This is a genomic window from Sorangium sp. So ce385 (genome assembly GCF_051474135.1).
Taxonomy (GTDB): Bacteria; Myxococcota_A; Polyangia; order Polyangiales; family Polyangiaceae; genus Sorangium; species Sorangium cellulosum_D.
Genome location: NZ_CP150337.1, coordinates 2,057,258 through 2,074,980 on the forward strand (window position 1 = coordinate 2,057,258; position 17,723 = coordinate 2,074,980).

Annotated in this window: 15 protein-coding genes; 7 read left to right on the forward strand and 8 right to left on the reverse strand. The window is 71.3% G+C overall.

Annotated features, from left to right (window positions below):
• Positions 1-19: 19 nt before the first annotated feature.
• The gene (locus tag WME83_RS07545; RefSeq protein WP_437318576.1) at positions 20-490 is read right to left on the reverse strand and encodes an N-acetyltransferase family protein; all 471 of its coding nucleotides are present in this window, start codon (positions 488-490) and stop codon (positions 20-22) included.
• 364 nt (positions 491-854) lie between these two features.
• On the opposite strand from WME83_RS07545, the gene WME83_RS07550 reads away from it, so the two are divergent.
• Positions 855-1,790 carry an NAD-dependent epimerase/dehydratase family protein gene (locus WME83_RS07550; RefSeq protein ID WP_437318577.1) on the forward strand — a complete coding sequence of 312 codons (936 nt, stop codon included), beginning with the start codon at positions 855-857 and terminating at the stop codon, positions 1,788-1,790.
• Positions 1,791-1,924: 134 nt separating this feature from the next.
• Here the strand turns inward: WME83_RS07550 and WME83_RS07555 are convergent, their stop codons facing one another.
• On the reverse strand, positions 1,925-3,832 hold the full coding sequence (locus tag WME83_RS07555; RefSeq protein ID WP_437318578.1) for an FG-GAP-like repeat-containing protein: 1,908 nt from the start codon (positions 3,830-3,832) through the stop codon (positions 1,925-1,927).
• Positions 3,833-4,381: 549 nt separating this feature from the next.
• Here WME83_RS07555 and WME83_RS07560 point away from each other — a divergent pair.
• From WME83_RS07560 to WME83_RS07580, 5 genes are all read left to right on the forward strand, one after another.
• Positions 4,382-5,065, forward strand: coding sequence for a YqiA/YcfP family alpha/beta fold hydrolase (locus WME83_RS07560; RefSeq protein WP_437318579.1), 684 nt, complete (start codon positions 4,382-4,384; stop codon positions 5,063-5,065).
• Positions 5,066-5,269: 204 nt separating this feature from the next.
• A complete protein-coding gene (locus tag WME83_RS07565; RefSeq protein WP_437318580.1) occupies positions 5,270-6,076 on the forward strand; it encodes an alpha/beta fold hydrolase in 807 nt (268 codons plus the stop codon).
• A 278-nt stretch (positions 6,077-6,354) separates the two neighbouring features.
• The gene (locus WME83_RS07570) at positions 6,355-7,545 is read left to right on the forward strand and encodes a hypothetical protein (RefSeq protein WP_437318581.1); all 1,191 of its coding nucleotides are present in this window, start codon (positions 6,355-6,357) and stop codon (positions 7,543-7,545) included.
• A gap of 155 nt (positions 7,546-7,700) precedes the next feature.
• Entirely contained in the window at positions 7,701-8,228 is a 528-nt protein-coding gene (locus WME83_RS07575; protein ID WP_437318582.1) for a hypothetical protein, read from the forward strand.
• Positions 8,229-8,352: 124 nt separating this feature from the next.
• A complete protein-coding gene (locus tag WME83_RS07580) occupies positions 8,353-8,964 on the forward strand; it encodes an HAD family hydrolase (RefSeq protein WP_437318583.1) in 612 nt (203 codons plus the stop codon).
• Between the two features lie 301 nt (positions 8,965-9,265).
• Here the strand turns inward: WME83_RS07580 and WME83_RS07585 are convergent, their stop codons facing one another.
• From WME83_RS07585 to WME83_RS07605, 5 genes are all read right to left on the reverse strand, one after another.
• Complete coding sequence (locus WME83_RS07585) at positions 9,266-10,711, reverse strand: thrombospondin type 3 repeat-containing protein (protein WP_437318584.1); 1,446 nt, start codon at positions 10,709-10,711, stop codon at positions 9,266-9,268.
• Between the two features lie 266 nt (positions 10,712-10,977).
• On the reverse strand, positions 10,978-12,171 hold the full coding sequence (locus WME83_RS07590; protein ID WP_437318585.1) for a thrombospondin type 3 repeat-containing protein: 1,194 nt from the start codon (positions 12,169-12,171) through the stop codon (positions 10,978-10,980).
• 215 nt (positions 12,172-12,386) lie between these two features.
• Positions 12,387-13,616, reverse strand: coding sequence for a flavin-dependent oxidoreductase (locus WME83_RS07595; protein ID WP_437318586.1), 1,230 nt, complete (start codon positions 13,614-13,616; stop codon positions 12,387-12,389).
• A gap of 116 nt (positions 13,617-13,732) precedes the next feature.
• Positions 13,733-14,668, reverse strand: coding sequence for a hypothetical protein (locus WME83_RS07600; protein WP_437318587.1), 936 nt, complete (start codon positions 14,666-14,668; stop codon positions 13,733-13,735).
• Positions 14,669-14,670: 2 nt separating this feature from the next.
• Entirely contained in the window at positions 14,671-16,104 is a 1,434-nt protein-coding gene (locus tag WME83_RS07605) for a vWA domain-containing protein (RefSeq protein WP_437318588.1), read from the reverse strand.
• A 260-nt stretch (positions 16,105-16,364) separates the two neighbouring features.
• Here WME83_RS07605 and WME83_RS07610 point away from each other — a divergent pair, with 260 nt between their 5' ends.
• Positions 16,365-16,925 carry an AgmX/PglI C-terminal domain-containing protein gene (locus WME83_RS07610; RefSeq protein ID WP_437318589.1) on the forward strand — a complete coding sequence of 187 codons (561 nt, stop codon included), beginning with the start codon at positions 16,365-16,367 and terminating at the stop codon, positions 16,923-16,925.
• A 97-nt stretch (positions 16,926-17,022) separates the two neighbouring features.
• Here the strand turns inward: WME83_RS07610 and WME83_RS07615 are convergent, their stop codons facing one another.
• Complete coding sequence (locus WME83_RS07615; protein WP_437318590.1) at positions 17,023-17,631, reverse strand: hypothetical protein; 609 nt, start codon at positions 17,629-17,631, stop codon at positions 17,023-17,025.
• Between the last annotated feature and the right edge of the window lie 92 nt (positions 17,632-17,723).

Sequence of the window (17,723 nt, forward strand, 5' to 3'; positions counted from 1 at the left end):
GGGGCGGGCGGCGAGCTCTTCAGCCCTGGGCGAGCCTGGCGAGCGCCTCGCCCGTGAGGCGGTAGACGGTCCAGTCGTCCATGGGCCTGGCGCCGAGCTTCCGGTAGAAGCCGATGGCGGGCTCGTTCCAGTCGAGCACGGACCACTCGAAGCGCCCGCAGCCGCGCTCGACCGCGAGCCTCGCCAGGTGCACGAGGAGGGCCTTGCCGTGGCCTGCTCCGCGGTGCTCGGGGAGCACGAAGAGGTCTTCGAGGTAGATCCCCGGCTTGCCGAGGAAGGTGGAGAAGCTCTGGAAGAAGAGGGCGAAGCCGACCGCGACCCCCTCCGCCTCGGCCAGGACGACCTCCGCCGCGCACCTCGGGCCGAAGAGGTGCGCCTCGAGCTCCTTCTCGTCGAAGACGACCTCGTGCGCGAGCCGCTCGTACTCGGCGAGCATCCGGATGAGGCGGGCGATGGTGGGGACGTCGGCGGCGGTGGCGGAGCGGATCATGGCGTCTCCGGCGCGTCATACCGCATCGTCCTGCCGGAGCGGAAGGGCTGCGCGGCGCCGATCGGGTCACCGGGTCGTCGCGGTCATCGTGCGGCTGTTGTACGTCCGTTGTACGTCCGTTGCGCGCGGCGGTAGCCAGATATCGCACGAAAATAACGACCTCCGGGCGTGGGAGCCGGCTTCGACGTTGGGAAAGGGAGTTGGATAAACCGGAGATGACTCGCCTTTCTCTCCGCCTCTCCCTCACCGATCCTCGCGGTGCGAGCCGCTTGCGTCCACCGCCGCGATCCGTGTAATTTTGCATCACACGGGCAGCGCGCCGGGCCTCGGAGCCCCGCCGGCGCCCCGCATCTCGGGGGGAGAGATGACCACTGGCTCTGACGGCGTGTTCGTGTGCGGCGGCAGCGGCTTTATCGGCTCGAACCTCATCAAGCACCTCACGCGCCCCGGGAGCCCCTGGGGCCCGGTGCGCGGGCTGGTGCGGAGCGCGGAGGGGGCGGCGCGGGTGAGGGCGGCGGGCGGTGAGCCGGTGTTCGGCGATCTCCTCGACGAGGTCGGCGCCTGGCGGGAGGCGGCCGCCCGGGCGGCGTACGTCGTCCACTGCGCTCAGCCGTCGATCGGCAGCCGCCCGTCGGAGCGCTCGGCCATGGATCGCTGCCTCCTCCGCGCGCTCGACGCGCGCCGGCTGCGGCGGGCTCTCGTGGTGTTCGGCTCATCGTATTACGGCCGGACCGAGGAGGGCGGCTCGCTCGACGAGACCGTGCCGACGAGGCGGCCGACCGGCCTTGGCGCCTCCTATGCGCTCGGGGTCCAGGCGCTGCGGAGCCTCGGCCAGGACCTCGACTGGGTCGCGGCCTTCCCGGGCGGCGTCTATGGCCGCGGTACCTGGTTTCTGGAGCACTGCCTTCGCGCGATCCAGACGGCCGAGCCGATCGTCCTGCGCGACCCGCCCGCCATCTGGCCTTATCTTCACATCGAGGATTGCGTGAGGGCGCTCGAGTTCCTGATGGCGGTCGACGGCGCCCGGCTCGACGCGCTCGGCCGCGAGGTCATCGTGGCGGACGACGAGCCCGCCCCGATGAGCCGCTTCGTCGATTACATGAGCGAGGCCATCGGAAAATCGCCGACGGTGAGCCTCTTGTCCGAGGACGCGCTCCGGGAGCTCCTCCCGCCGTTCTATTCCGGGCAGCTCAGCGCGAACATGGTCCACAGGAACACGCGCCTGAAGCGCCTCGGGTTCGAGCTCAAGTACCCTCGCATCCGCGAGGGCATCCGGGCGCTCGATCTGCCGCGGATCTGACGCGCCCGCGCTCGCGGGCGAGCGCTCCCGCGACGGCGGCGCGGCGAGCGTCGCCAGGAGGGAGGCGAGGGGGCAGCGCGCCCGCCGCCGCGTCGGGCGCTGGGGGCAGGCGCGCTGCGGGGGAGGGGCGCGGCTCAGTAGCCGGGGTCGTAGATGGTGGCGGCGACGTTGCTGCAGCTCCAGCCCGATCCCGTGGAGAGGCACACCGGGTAAGAGCTCCAGCCGCGGAACGTCTGGATGATATCGGTCCTCCCGTCGCCGTTGACGTCGGCGGCGACGAACCGCTGCTCGTTCGATCCGGAGTCGTAAATGGTCGCGCCGGGGTTGCTGCACGACCAGCCGCTGCCGGTCGAGAGGCACAGCGGGAGGCTGTGCCAGCCGCGGTAGGCTTGCACGACGTCCGTCCGGCCATCCCCGTTGAAGTCCCCGGTGAGGAACTGCTGCTCGTACGAGCCCGAGTCGTAAATGGTCGCGCCCGGGTTGCTGCACGACCAGCCGCCGCCGGTCGAGAGGCACAGCGGGATGGAGCTCCATTCTCGGTACGTCTGGAGGACGTCGCTCCGCCCGTCGCCGTTGAAATCGCCGACCAGGAACCGCTGCTCCGCGCTGTCCCAATCGTAGATGGTCGCGCCGGGGTTGCTGCACGACCAGCCGCCGCTCCCGTTCGCCAGGCAGAACGGGATGGTCGTCCACTCGCGGAAGGTCTGGATGACGTCGGTCAGGCCGTCGCCGTTGACGTCGCCGGTGAGGAACTGCTGCTCCGGGCTGTCCCAGTCGTAGATGGTCGCGCCGGGGTTGCTGCACGACCAGCCGCTGCTCGTCGACAGGCAGAGGGGGATGCTCGCCCACTTCCGGTACACCTGGATGACGTCGTCGCGGCCATCCGCGTTGAACCGCCCGACCAGGAATCGCTGTTCGGCGGTATCGTCGGGGTGCTCGTGAATCGACGCGGCGGGGTTGCTGCACGACCAGCCGCTGCCGGTCGAGAGGCACCTCGGGATGCTGCTCCACTTGCGGTGGGCCTGGATGACGTCGGCCCGGCCGTTGCCGTCGAAGTCGCCCGTCAGGAACTGCTGCGCGGGGTCGCCCCAGTCGTAGAGCGTGGCCCCCGGGTTCGCGCAGGTGAACGAGCCGCTCGCGTATTTGCAGGTCGGAATGGAGGCCCAGCCCCTCCACAGCTGGAGCATGTCCCGGCGCCCGTCGGCGTCGACGTCGGCGGCCACGAACTGCTGATCCTGCGCCGCCGGATAGCCATAGAAGCGGCGGGCCCCCGCGACGTCGCCCGTGCTCAGGCGGCCTCCGTTGTTCCACTGCGGATTGCAGTAGTTCATCGCGGACATGAGGTCCCAGTCGCCGATCTGCTGATTGCCGTTCGTGCCCTGCGGGGCCTCCGTGCACGTCTCCGGCGTGTCCGGCCGGTTCTGCTCATGAGCGAAGCCCAGCGCGTGGCCGAACTCGTGGACGGCGATCGAGCGGGTGCAGCCCTCGCGGGCGGCGCCCTGGCACCCGCTGAACGGCTGATACTGCTGCCCCTTCGAGTTCGTCGCCCAGAACGTATACCAGAAATTGAGCCTCATGCCGTTCCGCACGTTGTTCAGCTGCGAACCCAGGCCGCTGGTCGCTGGCCACTCGTCTGCGGTCCGGATCCGGATCCCTGAAGACGTGCTGGAGTCGCACTGTCCCCACCCCTCGAAGACGACGCCGGTGGTGGACTCCCACGTGGATTTGACGGCCGAGCGCACCCACTCCTTCTCGGTCGCGTTGCCCGCCGTCTCCCAGCACACCGGGATGCTCGTCGTCGGCCAGACAGCGGTCGACAGGGCATAGAGCGGCGACGTCGCCTCGGACGGCGTCAGCTCGACCCAGTCCGAGGGCTCTGCGACGCACGACGCGATGCCCGACAGCAGGCAGGCGGCCGCGGAGAAGGCCGCGATCCGGCGAAGTGTCCCGGGGCGGCGCGCTGCGCCCGCGGCGCGCCTCTCGCGCGGCGCGCTGCTCTTCATGGCGATCGATGAGCGGACGTGAGTCTTGATCTTTTGCACGGATGAAACTCCTGTGGCGAGGTGTGTTCAGCGCTGCACGAGCGTCGATGTCCGGTCGCAGGCCGGCGCTCGACGGCTCGTTCCTGGTCCGTCGGCGAGGCCTGTCGGGGGCGCGGGGCGCATGGGCCTACGTGAAGGCGCATGTCCCAGCCTCATGGCTGCGCGCTCGACGGCGTCCCTTGCGCCCGCAGTGGCGGGGCAAACGACGCCGCGGACGCGGCACCGCATCTCCGAGAGGCCCTGTTCTGCTTCCCTCCCCGCGCGCAGCATGCAGGGGGGCGTTGCGTTCGGACCGCCCTTTTGCACTCCCTGTGCCCGCGAGGTGGCGTGGATGCGCGCTGGCTGGAAGATCGCAGATTGGCGCGAATGGCCGCGGCATTGCGCGAGCGCGCGGAATTCGTGCGCTGCCGGACGCACCGTGGCGGCGTGGCCTCCGCCTCAGTTTGGCCGGCCATTGGCCCCCATGGCCGGCCGTCGTGGCGTCGCGCTGGCCGAGGGGGCGCGGCTTGCCGCTCGCCGCGCGCTCGTCCTAGGCTATCCCGCACCTCGATGAGCACGACACCGCCCTCCGCCGTCGGCCCGCGCTGGCTCTACCTGCACGGCTTCGCCTCGGGCCCGAGCTCGACCAAGGGCGTCCAGATCGCCGCGCACTACGAGCGGCGCGGGGTCGCCGTCGAGCGGCTCGACCTGCGGGTGCCCTCGTTCGAGCGCTTGCGCCTCCGCGCGATGATCGACGCCGTGAAGCAGGCGCTCGGCGGAGCGCGCGAGCGGGCCGTGGTGATGGGATCGAGCCTCGGGGGCCTCACCGCGTGCCGCGTCGCCGAGGAGGACGCGCGGGTGTGCGCGCTGGTGCTGCTCGCGCCGGCGTTCCGGATCATGGAGCGATGGCGGCGGCGGCTCGGCGAGGAGGCGTTTCGGGCCTGGGAGGAGCGGGGGTGGCTCGAGGTCGACGATTACGCCGAGAAGCGGCGAGCCCGGGTGGATTACGGGTTTGCCCTCGACGCGGCCGAGGTGGATGACCGCTCGGGCGGCTGGCCCGACGTGCGGGTCCCGACGCTGATCGTCCACGGTCGGAACGACGAGGTGGTGGACATCGAGCTCTCGCGGACGTTCGCGGCGGGGAAGCGGCATGTCCGGCTCGTCGAGGTGGACGACGGCCACGAGCTCGTGGCCTCGATTCCGCGCATCCTCCGCGAGGCAGACGAGTTCCTGCGCTGCTTCCTCGAGGGCTGAAGAGCGCGCTCCTCCAAGCCAAGGTGCCCGCGAGAGCTGAACGTCTGCTCAGAGCATCGCGCCGTCCCGTCATCCGCCGGTTCCCTCGTCAGGCGAGTCGCATTGTATGCGCAAAGAGCACAGCTATCAAGAGCGGAGTGCTTCGCTTATCCCTCCGGTGCATCCGGCTGCGGATTGGCCGCGGCCGAGCGATCGGAGGAGCGAATGGAAACTGCGCCGGCCATCGGGCGGACCGCGTCCGTCAACGGCATCGACCTGTACTGCGAGCTTCGCGGCGAGGGGCCGCCGCTCGTGCTGCTCCACGGCTTCACCGGGGTGGGCGGCGACTGGGGCCACGTGTTCGACCTCGGCGAGCTGGCGCGCGATCACCGCGTCATCGTCCCCGATCTGCGCGGGCACGGCCGGTCGACCAACCCGACCGGCGCTCTGACCATCCGCCAGTGCGCCCTCGACGTCTTCGCCCTCCTCGACCACCTCGGGGTGACGACGTTCCGGGCCGTGGGCCTCAGCCTCGGCGCCAAATCCCTGCTGCACCTGGCCACGCAGCAGCCGGGACGCGTAGAATCGATGGTGCTCGTGTCCGCGGCTCCCTACTTCCCCGAGCAGGCCAGGGCGATCATGCGGCAGGTCTCCGACGAGGGCCGATCGGAGGCGGAATGGGAGGAGATGCGGGGCCGCCACAAGCTCGGTGACGCGCAGATCCGGGCGCTGTGGCGCCAGCCGAGGCGCTTCGCCGAGAGCCACGACGACATGAGCTTCACGCCTCCTTACCTGTCGACCATCACCGCGCGGACGATGATCGTGAGCGGCGACAGCGATCCCCTCTATCCCGCCGAGATCGCCCTGGAGATGGTCCGCGCCATCCCGCGCTCCTGCCTGTGGATCGTGCCGAACGGCGGACACGGGCCCATCTTCGGCGCGTGGAAGGAGCCGTTCGCCCGCGCGGCGCTGACCTTCCTGCGCGGCGAGCAAGGCGAGCAGGCGGCCCTCCGCGGCCAGGCCGACCGGTAATCCTTCGACGCGATCCGACACCCGGCGGAGCGCGATTCTGTATCAGCAACTCATCCATGCATCCCGGCGCGCTGGCGCAGCGCAGGAACGCGCGTCCACCCCGGGCATGATCCGCACAGCGCCCCACCCGTGACGCGACGTTCACACCCCGCCTCCGAGGCCGGCCGAACGCCGAGCGTCGCGCCAGGCGCGCGCTTTGCTGAGCCGCGATTTTCATGAAACCCATGAAGGATGGATGGGCGGGTGAGGCGCTGGGCTCGCGGTTGCGGTGGGGTGCCTTGGCGCTGGTTGCCGCGCTCGGAGCGGCTACCTGGACGGGCTGCACGAGCGACGAGGAGGCGCGGCTGCAAGGGCCGCAGAATCCGATCGCGGAGCAGAGCTTCGCGAGCTTGTGGCTGGTGGATGGCTGTGTTGGCGGGGGGAAGGTGAACTTCTGCAGCACGGAGACGGTGGAAGAGGTGCTGGAGCTGGCGATCGACGATCCGTCGGTGTTGCGCTTCGCGGAGGAAGAGGAGGTGCCGAAGGGGCTGCTTTCGGACATGACGCATCCGGTGGTGCAGGGCTTGGCGGCGGGGAGCGCGAACGTGCGCGTGAGGGCCCGCTTCAGCGACGCAGAGCGCGTGGCGGAGCTGAAGGTGGAGGTCGTCGAGGTGGATGCGGTCGCGCTGCCGCCGAGGTGCGCGGAAGCGGAGGCGCCGCTGCGGGTTCCGCCGGGCAAGACGCTGACGTTCGACGTGGTGCCGCACGGCGGGGGCAAGCCGCTGGACGGCGTGTTGCCGGGCCTGGTGCGGGGCGAGGGCGTGCCGTGCTCGGGGATCGACTACTCCTCGCGGATGGCTTGCTCGTGGACCGCGCCGGTCGAGGGGGGCTCGGTCGAGCTCGTTTCGGACGTGCTGCCGGGCTTTCGGGGCCGCCTTCAGAGCTACGGCGCGAACGATGTCGTCGCGGTGCACGCGTTCACGGAGCGCGTCGGGACCAGGGCGCTGGGCCCTGGGACGAGGGTGGGCCCTGGTTGGACGGTGATCCTGCCCACCGCCACCGCCTTGAAGGAGGGGGTACCTTGCGAGTCGTTGCCGGTGCGCGCGGTGACGGCCACGCCGTCCATCTGCACGGGCCCGGACGGAGAGCTCGACTGGGACGCGAGCGATCACCGCGAGGTTTCGATCAAGATCCTCAAGACCGGAACCTGCAAGCTGCAGCTCGGCGCGGCCGGCGCCGCGACGCTGCCCAGCACGGCGGAGTTCGCGATGCGCGTCGTGTCCCAAGCCACCGTCGATCACCTGGCCCGTCCAGAGACGGCGTGCGAGGTGGAAGGCGCGACCACCTGCAAAAACTTCTACAGCTCCATGCGCTGCGAGAACGGCCGCTGGCGCGATCTGGAGTCGTGCGGCTCCGGCGTCTGCGAGCTCGTGGGGCAGGGGGAGGCGGGGTGCACCAGCGCGGAGGGCTGCGCCGTTTGCCGGCCGTAGCGCCAGCGCGCGCCAGCGCATTCGAGGGCGCCGGCGGCTCCCGCGGCCTCGCCCGGCGGGGATCGCCGCCTGTGACGCGGCCGGGATAGCGTCTCCGAGGCTCCACGCGTTCCCCGGGGTCGCGCGCCGCCGGGGCGTGCTAGAAGGGATCGCACATGAGCAGGATCTCCGAGCGCGCGTTTGCCGAGATGGTCGAGGCGGGGTGTCCCGCGTGCGGGGGACGGCAGCTCAACCTGCGCTCGTATGTGGACGGGCTCGTGCCGCTCATGGAGGGCGAGCCCGTCGGCCCGGTCAAGTGGGTCTACAAGGGGGAGATGTTCGTCGACGGGCTGTACGAGGTCGCGTGCGGCGGGTGCCGGCATCTCCTGTTCACGGACGACCGCTGCCCGCGGTGCCACGCCGAAGGCGGCCTCGCGCGCGGGCTCACGACGACCAACGCGTACGCCGTGCCGGAGCGGTGCCCGCGCTGCGAGCACATCGAGGTGCGCTTCATCGCGCTCGTGCCGGCGCGCGTGAAGTACGAGGGAAAGCGCGCGGACAAGGCGCAGACGAGCGTCGAGCTGCACGACCCCGGGTTCCACGGCTATCGCGTCGACTGCAAGGACTGCGGCAAGATCGCCGAGCGCACGGACGCGTGCCCGATCTGCGAGAGCCCCGCGCCGATCCGGGCGCGCTTCAGCTGAACCAGGTGCGAGTCAGGCGGACCGTGCAAAGAACGCCGTCGGAGCCCGTTCCAACCGGCCCCGCCTCGTTCCCCTGCTCCGTGGCGGTAGCAGGGAGAGGACCGATAGGCTAGGGTGGCGACCCATGCCTGGGCTCGTGTTCCCCTCCGGATCGTTCGCTGCCTACCTCTTCGATTGCGATGGGACGATCGCGGACTCGATGCCGATTCACCATCAGGCTTGGCTCGAGGCGCTCGCCCCGCATGGATGTGAGTTCACCGACGAGGACTTCTACGGCTGGGCGGGTATGACGACCGAGCGGATCATCGAGCTCCTGAACCGCAAATACGGGCTACGGATGCCGGTGGCCGAGGTCTTCGAGGCGAAGGAGGCGGCGTACCACCGGCTGGTGCCGGGCGTGCGCGGCGTGCCCGAGGTCGTGACCGCGCTCCGCGACGCTCCCCCGCGCACGAAGCGCGCCGTCGTCTCGGGGAGCCCGCGCGCGTCGGTGGAGAAGACGCTCGAGTTCCTGGGGCTCCGCGGGTACGTCGACGAGATCGTCGCGGCGGAGGACTACGCGCGGCCCAAGCCGGCGCCCGACCCGTTCCTCACGGCGGCAGCGCGCCTGGGCGTCGAGCCGTCGCGCTGCCTGGTCTTCGAGGACGCCGTGCTGGGGATCGAGTCCGCGCGGGCCGCGGGCATGCAGTGGGTCCTCGTCGATCCCCGGGCGCTCCGCGCCGGGCGGCCGGATCCTTGATCCATGCGCGCGCTCGGAGACGGGGCTCTCGGTCGATCGCATATCGGGTCAGAAATCCCGCCAGCGCTCGACGTCCTGGTCGGTGAGGGGCCTTCGTAGGGTCTCTCGGCTGACCGAGCGAACGATCTCTCGCCGCTCGGCCTCGTCAGCGACCAGGGCGACGGTCCACGACGCCCGTCGCTCGGACCATGCGCGCGATGCCTACGAAACACCGCTGCCGCGCTACGTGAAGAAGGCGTTTCATGAATACCTGCGGTGCGGCGGGGAGACTTTCCGAGATGCCTCCCCTGCTGCTGTCGGTCTACCGGGATCGCGAGCGCCGGCGCCGTGCCCCGAGCGCGGCCGCCGCGATCGTGAAGAGCGAAGCGTAGGACGCGCCCCGCGGCGACTCGTGGCCGGTCACGCGGCAGCCGCAGTCGCCTTCATCCTCGCTGCCGCCCGCGCCACCGGTGCCGGTCGTGGCAGCCGTGGTCGTGGATGTCGTGTCGCCGCCGGTGCCCATACCACCGCCGCCCATGCCGCCGGTGCCGCCGGCGTCATTGCCGCCGGCGCCGCCGACGCCCATGCCGCCGGTGCCGCCGGTGTCATTGCCGCCGGCGCCGCCGACGCCCATGCCGCCGGCGCCGCCGGTGCCATCGCCGCCGGTGCCATCGCCGCCCGTGCCGCCGCCCATGCCACCCCCGCCGCCCGCGCCGGACGCGTCGCAGGCGTCGCCGATGCCATTGCCACTGGAGTCCGCCTGGTCGGGGTTCGGCACGGTCGGACAGTTGTCGCAGGCGTCCCCGACGCCGTCGGCATCCCCATCCGACTGCACCCTATTGGCCACGGTCGGGCAGTCGTCGCAGGCGTCGCCAACGCCGTCGGCGTCGGTGTCGATCTGCGCGGTGTTGGACACCGTGAGGCAGTTATCCATGCTGTTGAGGACCGTGTCGAGGTCGATATCGGCGGCGCTCGGCACGGCGCACGCGGTCCAGGTCGTCGACCAGGGCTCGCTGGTCTCGTCGCGGCCGCTGACGCCGTTGCTGCCCGTCATGATCTGGCCGGTCTCCGTGAGGTCCACGCGACACGTGTTGATCGTCGTCGTACCCGTCGACAGGGGTGCGTGCAGCGCGGGGTTGTCCGCCGTATCCGGCAGATACGTCGCGCCGTCGACCGTGACGCCCGTCTTGTTCACCGGGGCCTGGGGCCCCGCCGCCCCATAAAACACGTAATCGACGTCGGTCACGAGGTTCGTCATGCCATCCCAGTAAAACAGAATGACCGGCTCGCTTCCATTGGTGAACCCCCACGCGGTGCCGACCCCGTTCATGACCGGCACGAGCATGTCAGGGACATCGGGGCTCGTCGTGGTCGCGGCGCCCGTCGCGATCTCGTACGTGGGATACATCCCGTATCCGGTGAACGCGCTCGCCACGCCGCAGGAGGTCCTGAAGCACTCGCCGCCGGCGATCGCCACGTACTGGGTCTCGCCCGGCTGAATGACAGCACCGGCGGGGAATCGCACGATGAAGTCGCTGGTGCCGGCGGGCGCCCCAGCGATGACCACGTCGTAATAGGTGTTGTAATCGGCGAGGTAATAATCGGTCAGGACGATCGGCGCGTCTCCGGGGTTCCGGATCGCGACCGACTCGGCCTGTGTCGGGGAGACGACGACCTCCATCAGCAGGAGCTTCTCCGCCGCGGCGTGCGCCGCCGCTGGAAGCAAGACCATCGTGGAGAAGGAGAGAATCGAGGCGAGGCTCTTCATGGGGCGTACCCTACAATGAATCCGGAGAGAGTGAAAGGCACAGGGTGGCGTCAGTCCGAATACCGTCACACAGATTCAGGGCCAGGACCTGGAAACAGCCGAGGATGGCGCCGTTCGTATCCGGCTAGGCGTTGCGCCCGACCGCCTTGTCTCCATTGAGGACGCCGAGACGCGCCACGGCCGCAAGCGCCGATCGAAGCGGTTCGACGGCTACAAGGAACATACCGCGCGGAAAAGGACATGACCCGCGTGCCCACGTCACGCGCTCAGCAGCCCGTGGCCGTGTCGCCCCCGTCGGTGATGCACGTGTCGAATCCGAGATCGCCGTTTGCCGTATCGCCACCCTGACCATCCGCCACGTCGATCGTATCGTTGCCGAGGCCGCCGGACATGATGTCCGTACCCTCGTGATCGATCAGCGTGTCGTCTCCTTTCTGACCGTCGAGGTTGTCGTTGCCGGGCCCGCCGTAGATGGTGTCGTTGCCGTTGTCGAACAGGTACAGCAGGCTGCCCAGGAACGTTTCTCCATAGTTCGAGTCGTTCCCCGCTTCTCCATACAGCGTGTCCTGGCCGTTACCGCCGCCCAGCGTATCGTCGCCGTCCCCGCCGTGCAGCTCGTCGTCACCGTTGCCGCCATCAAGCACGTCGTTGCCCGAGCCCCCGTACAGGGTGTCGCTGCCGTTGTTGCCTTTGATGGTGTCGTTGCCGCCCAGGCCGCAAATCACGTCATTCGAGCTGGTGCCGTTGAGCGTGTCGTTGCCGCTGGTTCCGACGATGGTGCACCCATGCGCATTATTGATGGTCGTCGACTCGCTCTCGGAATTGTCCCCGGGATTCGGATCATTTTCGGTGGCGCTCACCGTGCTGCTTGCGGTGATGGTACCGGTGGCACCAGGCTCCACCGTGATGACGACCGTGGCCTGTCCCGAGGCAGAGAGCGAACCCAGCGCACAGTCGATGGTGGCACCCGTCACCGTGCACGAGCCCTGGGATGCAACGGCAGCAGTCACGGTACCCGTCGCGCCGGAGAGCGTCGTGCTGGCATCGACGTTCGTCGCATCGGCCGTGCCGACGTTGTCGATGGTAAGCGTGTAGCTGTAGCTGTCCCCGAGCGAGGCGGGATCGGCCGAGTCCGTGAGCGCTGCAGTCAGGTCGGGCTCGGCGGCCGTGCAGGGCGCGAGCGTCGTGGACGTGCCATTGGAGTCCGCCTGGTCGGGGTTCGGCACGGTCGGGCAGCTGTCGCAGGCGTCCCCGACGCCGTCGGCGTCGGTGTCGGTCTGCGCGGTGTTGGACACCGTGAGGCAGTTATCCAAGCTGTTGAGGACGGTGTCGAGGTCGATATCGGCGGCGCTGGGCACGGCGCACGCGGTCCAGGTCGTCGACCAGGGCTCGCTGGTCTCGTCGCGGCCGCTGACGCCGTTGCTGCCCATCATGACCTGGCCGGTCTCCGCGAGGTCCACGCGACACGTGTTGATCGTCGTCGTACCCGTCGACAGGGGTGCTCGCACGACGCGCGGGCTCGTCCACCGTCGAGCGATGGCATCTCCATCGCTCGGGATGTCGTCGCCGTGCTCTCGCGCAAACGCTGGTGCTGCGCACGGACGGCGGTTCAGGTGTCGTGGGGCGCGGGCTTGCGCGTGAGCTGGACGAAATGCGCGCGCGCTGGGGGCCCTTGTCAGCGCACTCGGGGCTCCGAGGCGCTCTTCAGGCCGGTCAGCACCCGGTAGCGGGCGGCGATGTCCTCCAGCTCGCCGGGGGCGAAGACGTCCTCGATCCGGTCGAAGCCGTCGGGCGCGCGTGCATAGGCGATCTGCAGGCACTGCTCCGGACCGTCGCGGCGATTGGCCGCGACGATGGCGGCGGTGGCGGGCAGGCGCTCGGCCTCGTAGGCGGCCAGCGCTTCCACCGGATCGGCATGGGCGGCGAGCGCGCGGACCAGGGCGCGGGCGTCCAGGATGGCCTGGCTCGCCCCGTTGGAGCCGTTCGGATACATGGGATGGGCTGCGTCGCCCAGCAGCGTCATGCGCCCCTGGCTCCAGCGCGGCAACGGGTCGCGGTCGACAAGCGGGAACTCGTAGATCGCCTCGGCGCCCCGGACCAGGCCGGGCACATCCAGCCAGCCGAAGCGCCAGGACTCGAACCTGGGCAGGAACTCGGCAGGGTCGCCCGGCCGGTTCCAGTCCTCCCGCCGCAGGCTCCTGGCGACCGCGAGATCGGCGGCCCAGTTGATCCTCTGGAGGCCGTCCGGCCCCGGTGGGGAAATCGGATAGACGACGAACTTCTGGTCCTGATGCCCGGCGATGATCATGCTGGCGCCGGTGAGGAACGGCGGCGCCAGGCTGGTCCCCCGCCACAGGATGTGACCGCCGTAGAGCGGCGGCCCCTCGTCCGGATAGAGGCCGGCGCGCGCCGCCGAGTGGATGCCGTCGGCGCAGATCAGGAGGTCGGCGGGAACCTTCCACGCCGCGCCCGCGCGATCGAGGAAGCGCGCCACGATGCGGCCTCCGCCCTCTTCGTGGTCCACGAGGCGCCGATCGCAGATCACCCGGTCAGGGCCCAGCCGCTCGACGGCGGCGTCGAACAGCACGCCCTGCAGGGCGCCGCGGTGCAGGGAGATCTGCGGCGCGGCATGCCCGGCGAAGCGGCCGCGCGGCTCGCCCCAGATGCGCTGGCCGAAGCGGTTGAAATAGAGCATCTCGCGGGTCGCCACCCCGTGGGCCAACAGGGCCTCGACCAGGCCCAGCTCGCCCAGCACCTCGACGGCGTGGGGCAGGAGGTTGATGCCGACCCCGAGCGGCAGGATGCTGGGCGCCGCCTCGAACACCGTCACCTCATGACCCGAGGCGTGCAGCGAAAGAGCCGCGGCCAGTCCGCCGATCCCACCGCCCGCGACGATGACTTGCATAAGTTCTCCCGTAGACCTGCGGCTCGACGCCGCCGCTCGTTGAAGCCGTCGCCCTCGCGATTGCCGGCACGGCGGCGGCGGAGGGTCATTATCGCGGCCGCCGAGCATTGAAAAGATCAGACCTCCTCGACCATGGTCTTGCTCACCTGCTCGAGCGAGTCGCCCATCGTCTCCACCCCGACGAGCGCCGCGTCGTCCAGGCTCGCCTCCGCGGCCCGGGCGGCGCTCACCGCCGTGTAGGCCCGCGTCAGCGCGGCGACGTGATCGGCGATCCGCGCGTCCACCTTGCCGACCACCGCCTCGGCCGGCGCCCCCGCCGCCCTCGCGCCGGCACGCGCGGCCTCGGCGCCGCCAGCGCCGGCCGGCGGAGGCTCCCCCTCTCGCGCCTCGCGCCCCTGCGCGGCGCGGCCCACCGCGAGCGTGCGCTCGAGCCTCGCCCGCGCCTCGGCGAGGCGCAGCAGCGATGACCAGGTCGCCCGGGCCTGGCGCGCCGCCCGGCGGTCGAGCAGCTCCTCGCCCGCGACCGTCCGGCGGAGCTCTGCGCCCTCGCGGAGCGACGCGCGCGCGGGGCCCGTGATCTCGCCGGCGGCGCCGTCGAGGGCGTGGGCCACGGGGTCGTCGGCGTCGACGAGGAAGGGGAGCGCGACGAGCACCGCGGACACCACGAGCGCGACCCCCCGGAGCCCGAGCGACGCGGCGCCGAAGGCGGCGAGGAGCGAGCCGGCGAGGGCGCCGCCGGCGAGCGCCGCTCCGACGTGCAGCAGGCGGGCGCCCCGGCCCCGGACCCGGACCGAGCGCTCCGCGAAGCAGAGGCCGGCGAGCGCGGCGCCGGCCGCGACCGGGGACGCCGCGTCGGCGAGGCCGAACGCGAGCGCCCCGAGCGCGCCCCCGGCGACGGCGAGCGAGACGATCGCCCCGCTCGCCGCGACGGCGAGGAGGACGGCGGCGGCCACGAGCAGCAGCGACCCCGCGACCGGGCCGAGCCGGAGCGCGAGCGGCGAGAGCCCGAGCGAGAGCGCCGCGGCGGCGACGAAGGCGATCTTGCGCAGCATCGTCAGCGCCTCGACAGGTTGGAGATGTCCTTCTCGACGGCGCGCTTGGCCGCCGCCTTCCCGGCGGTGCTCGACGGCGGCGCGGAGAGGAACTCCTTCTGCGTCGCCTTGTAATCCATCAGCTGCTTCCGGAGCGGGGCCGCCGCGGCGGTCGGCGCGACGGCGGCGACCGCGCTGAGCTCGCTCATGCTCTGATCGATGAGGCGCTGGGCCCGCCCGACGTCGCCCTGCTGGTACGCGTCCGCGGCCTCGATCTGACGGCGGGAGGCGACGACGCTCAGGGCGTCGGCGAGGACGGCGAGGTCCTTGCCCGCCTCGACGGCCTCGGCGGAGGTCGAGCCGGTCAGCGTGAGCCCGGCGATCGGGGCCTGCGCGGCGTCGCCGCCGACCCGGCTCCAGCGGATCTGCCCCTCGATGGTCCGCGACGCCTCGCTGTCCAGCGAGGCCGCGAGCTCGAGGATCACGCGGCGCTCGTCGCCGGAGAAGAGCGAGCCGAGCGCGAGCTCGACCTCGGCGCCGTCGGCGAGGGGCCTCGCGTCGGCCCCGGAGGCGCGGACGAGGCGGACGCCGGCCGGGAGCTTCAGCCGGGCCGACGCGCCCTCGATCGTCGTGGCGGCGGTCTCGCGGAGCTCGCGCTGAAGGAAGGCGGCGAGGGCCGAGGCATCCTTGACGAAGGCGAAGTTGCCGCGGCCCGCCTGGGCGACCGCGCCCATGTACGCCTCGTCGAAATCGAGGCCGATCCCCAGGGACGAGGTGGTGATCCCGCGCCCGGCGCTGTCCCGGGCGACCTCCTCGCTCCGGGCGCGCGTGCCGTCGAGGCCATCGCTCGCCAGGATCACCCGGCGAACGCGGCCTTTGCCGGCGTCGGCGAGGGCGAGCACGCCCTGGGCGAGCGCGGGCGCGATGTTGGTCCCGCCGCTCGACTGGAGGGCCTGGACCCGGGCGATCAGGTCTTCCCGGACGCGGCCGGCGCTGGCGAGCGGCTGGAGGAGCTCGCTGTCGCTCGAATAGCGGACGAAGGCGATCTCGTCGTCGTCGCGCAGATCGCGGAGGAGCTGGACGGCCGATCGCTTGGCCTGCTCGAGCTTCTCGCCGGCCATGGATCCCGAGGTGTCGAGGACGATCACGATCGAGAGCGGCGCGCGCTCCCTGGCCTGCTCGACGGCGTCGGCCTCGAGGATCAGCTCGGCGAACACGCGCTGTTCGCCGCCGCTCAGCACCTTGGTGTGGCTGAGGGCGAAGGTGCCGTGAGCGCCGGGGCCGGTGAAGGCGGCGCTGTTCGAGCCGCTCGAGGCGGCTCCGGCGAGCGCGCTCGCGGGGCGCTGATCGCCGGCGGCGGCGCGGGCGAGGACGAGGCCGCCGGCAGCGAGGACGACGGCGCTGGCGGCGAGGCCGTGGCGGACGCGGGGCGCGCGAAACCAGGTTCGGATCGACATGAGCTTCCTCCCAGGGCTCCGGACGGACGAAGTCCTGGCGCCCGTGGCGCTCTGGGCGTCGCTTCGTCGCCGTCGGGTGGACCCGTCGACGTGCAAGGTCGCGGATCGATCTCGGAGTGCGACCGCGATGGTCTCGAGACCGCGGCGGCCCGCCCGGCGGTGGGCGGCGGGCCGTTCCCCCCGCCGCCGGAACAACAGAAGCGGAGCAGGCCGCTCGGGACTTCTTTGGGGGCAGCTGCCCGTGATACACGATCGGATCGATGCGCCATTTCGTGGTGATCCTCGCGCTGCTGCCGCTCGCCTGCGCTGCGTCGTCGCCGCCGCCTGGGCCGATCATGGTCGATGTGCCGAGCGCCCCGCCCGCGCCGCCGGCCGGTGTATCCCCCGACGCCGCGGCGCCTGCCGCGCCGGCGACGGGCGATCCGCCGGTGCAGCGTGGCCGGCTGGAGCCCGCGGAGATTCAGAAGGTGGTTCGGAGCAGCTTTGGCCTGTTCAGGTCCTGCTACGAGCGCGGGCTGCTCAAGGATCCGAAGCTCTCGGGGAAGGTGGCGACCCGCTTCGTGATCGCTCGTGACGGCTCCGTCTCCCAGGTGGGAGATGGGGGCTCTGATTTGCCGGATCGCGAGGTCGTGCGCTGCGTGAACGAGAGCTTTCTCAAGCTGAAGTTCCCTGAGCCGAAGGGCGGGATCGTGACCGTGGTCTATCCCATCATGCTCAGCCCGGGTGATCCGGCCCCGCCCGGTCCTGCGCCCGCGGGCGCGACGGCCGCGAGCCCGGCGCCCGCCGCGCCGCCGGCGGCGTCGCCCGCAGGCAAGCCCTGACCCGGCCCGCGCCGGAGACGTCGAGACATCGCACGAGAGCGCCGTGCGCCCGATGCCTCCCGGATCCCTTGCCGCGGCCGTCTACCGGATCGCTCCCCTAGCGCGCGGCGCAGCGGGCCGCCACGTACCGGCCGTTCGGGTCCTGGTCGAGGAACAGGCTGCCCACGCCGTCGAGCTCGAAGGTGACCGACGTCGGCTCGATCGCCGTGATGGTGAGCCTGCCGAACCCCACGTCGCCGCCGCCGGTGGCGGCCCCGGTGCTGCTGCAATCCGCGCGAGACGAGGTCCCGTAGATCGTGAAATCGCCGCTCGCCGTGTCCACCTCGCCGACGGCGAGCCTCGACGCAGGCATGCGGAGCTCCAGGTTCCACCAGTCGCCGCAGGGCGAGAACGTGGGGCGCGCTTCGGGATCGCTGCAGGACAGGGCCAGGCTGGCGATGCGGATGGTCACGGTCGCGTCGCCGTAGACGATCGCGCTCACCTCCGGCGAGGGGCTGCCGGAGGTCGTCGGCGGAGGATCGGGCGTCGGCGGAGGATGAGGGGTCGGTGAAGGGCCGACGGCGGCGGTCGTCGTCGAGCCCGCGCCGCCGGCGCCGCCAGCGCCGTCTCCGCCGCCGTCCATGATCACCGCGCCGCCGCACCCGGCGTGGACGAGCAGCGCGAGCGGCCCTACCGCCCAGGAAATGTGTCGAGGGGAGAGCGTCATGGCCGTATCATATCGCCCTCCGACGAGCGCCGTGTCCACAGTTGGCTGTGCGACGGGCTGCTGTGCTACCATCGCGCACGGCAGATTCGTGG

Excerpts from the sequence above, each read along its gene's own strand:
- WME83_RS07560 (WP_437318579.1), top strand. The coding sequence starts at position 4,382 with ATGAGCACGACACCGCCCTCCGCCGTCGGCCCGCGCTGGCTCTACCTG.
- WME83_RS07615 (WP_437318590.1), bottom strand. The coding sequence starts at position 17,631 with ATGACGCTCTCCCCTCGACACATTTCCTGGGCGGTAGGGCCGCTCGCG.
- WME83_RS07585 (WP_437318584.1), bottom strand. The coding sequence starts at position 10,711 with ATGAAGAGCCTCGCCTCGATTCTCTCCTTCTCCACGATGGTCTTGCTT.
- WME83_RS07565 (WP_437318580.1), top strand. The coding sequence starts at position 5,270 with ATGGAAACTGCGCCGGCCATCGGGCGGACCGCGTCCGTCAACGGCATC.
- WME83_RS07580 (WP_437318583.1), top strand. The coding sequence starts at position 8,353 with ATGCCTGGGCTCGTGTTCCCCTCCGGATCGTTCGCTGCCTACCTCTTC.
- WME83_RS07605 (WP_437318588.1), bottom strand. The coding sequence starts at position 16,104 with ATGTCGATCCGAACCTGGTTTCGCGCGCCCCGCGTCCGCCACGGCCTC.
- WME83_RS07600 (WP_437318587.1), bottom strand. The coding sequence starts at position 14,668 with ATGCTGCGCAAGATCGCCTTCGTCGCCGCCGCGGCGCTCTCGCTCGGG.
- WME83_RS07595 (WP_437318586.1), bottom strand. The coding sequence starts at position 13,616 with ATGCAAGTCATCGTCGCGGGCGGTGGGATCGGCGGACTGGCCGCGGCT.
- WME83_RS07550 (WP_437318577.1), top strand. The coding sequence starts at position 855 with ATGACCACTGGCTCTGACGGCGTGTTCGTGTGCGGCGGCAGCGGCTTT.
- WME83_RS07545 (WP_437318576.1), bottom strand. The coding sequence starts at position 490 with ATGATCCGCTCCGCCACCGCCGCCGACGTCCCCACCATCGCCCGCCTC.
- WME83_RS07575 (WP_437318582.1), top strand. The coding sequence starts at position 7,701 with ATGAGCAGGATCTCCGAGCGCGCGTTTGCCGAGATGGTCGAGGCGGGG.
- WME83_RS07610 (WP_437318589.1), top strand. The coding sequence starts at position 16,365 with ATGCGCCATTTCGTGGTGATCCTCGCGCTGCTGCCGCTCGCCTGCGCT.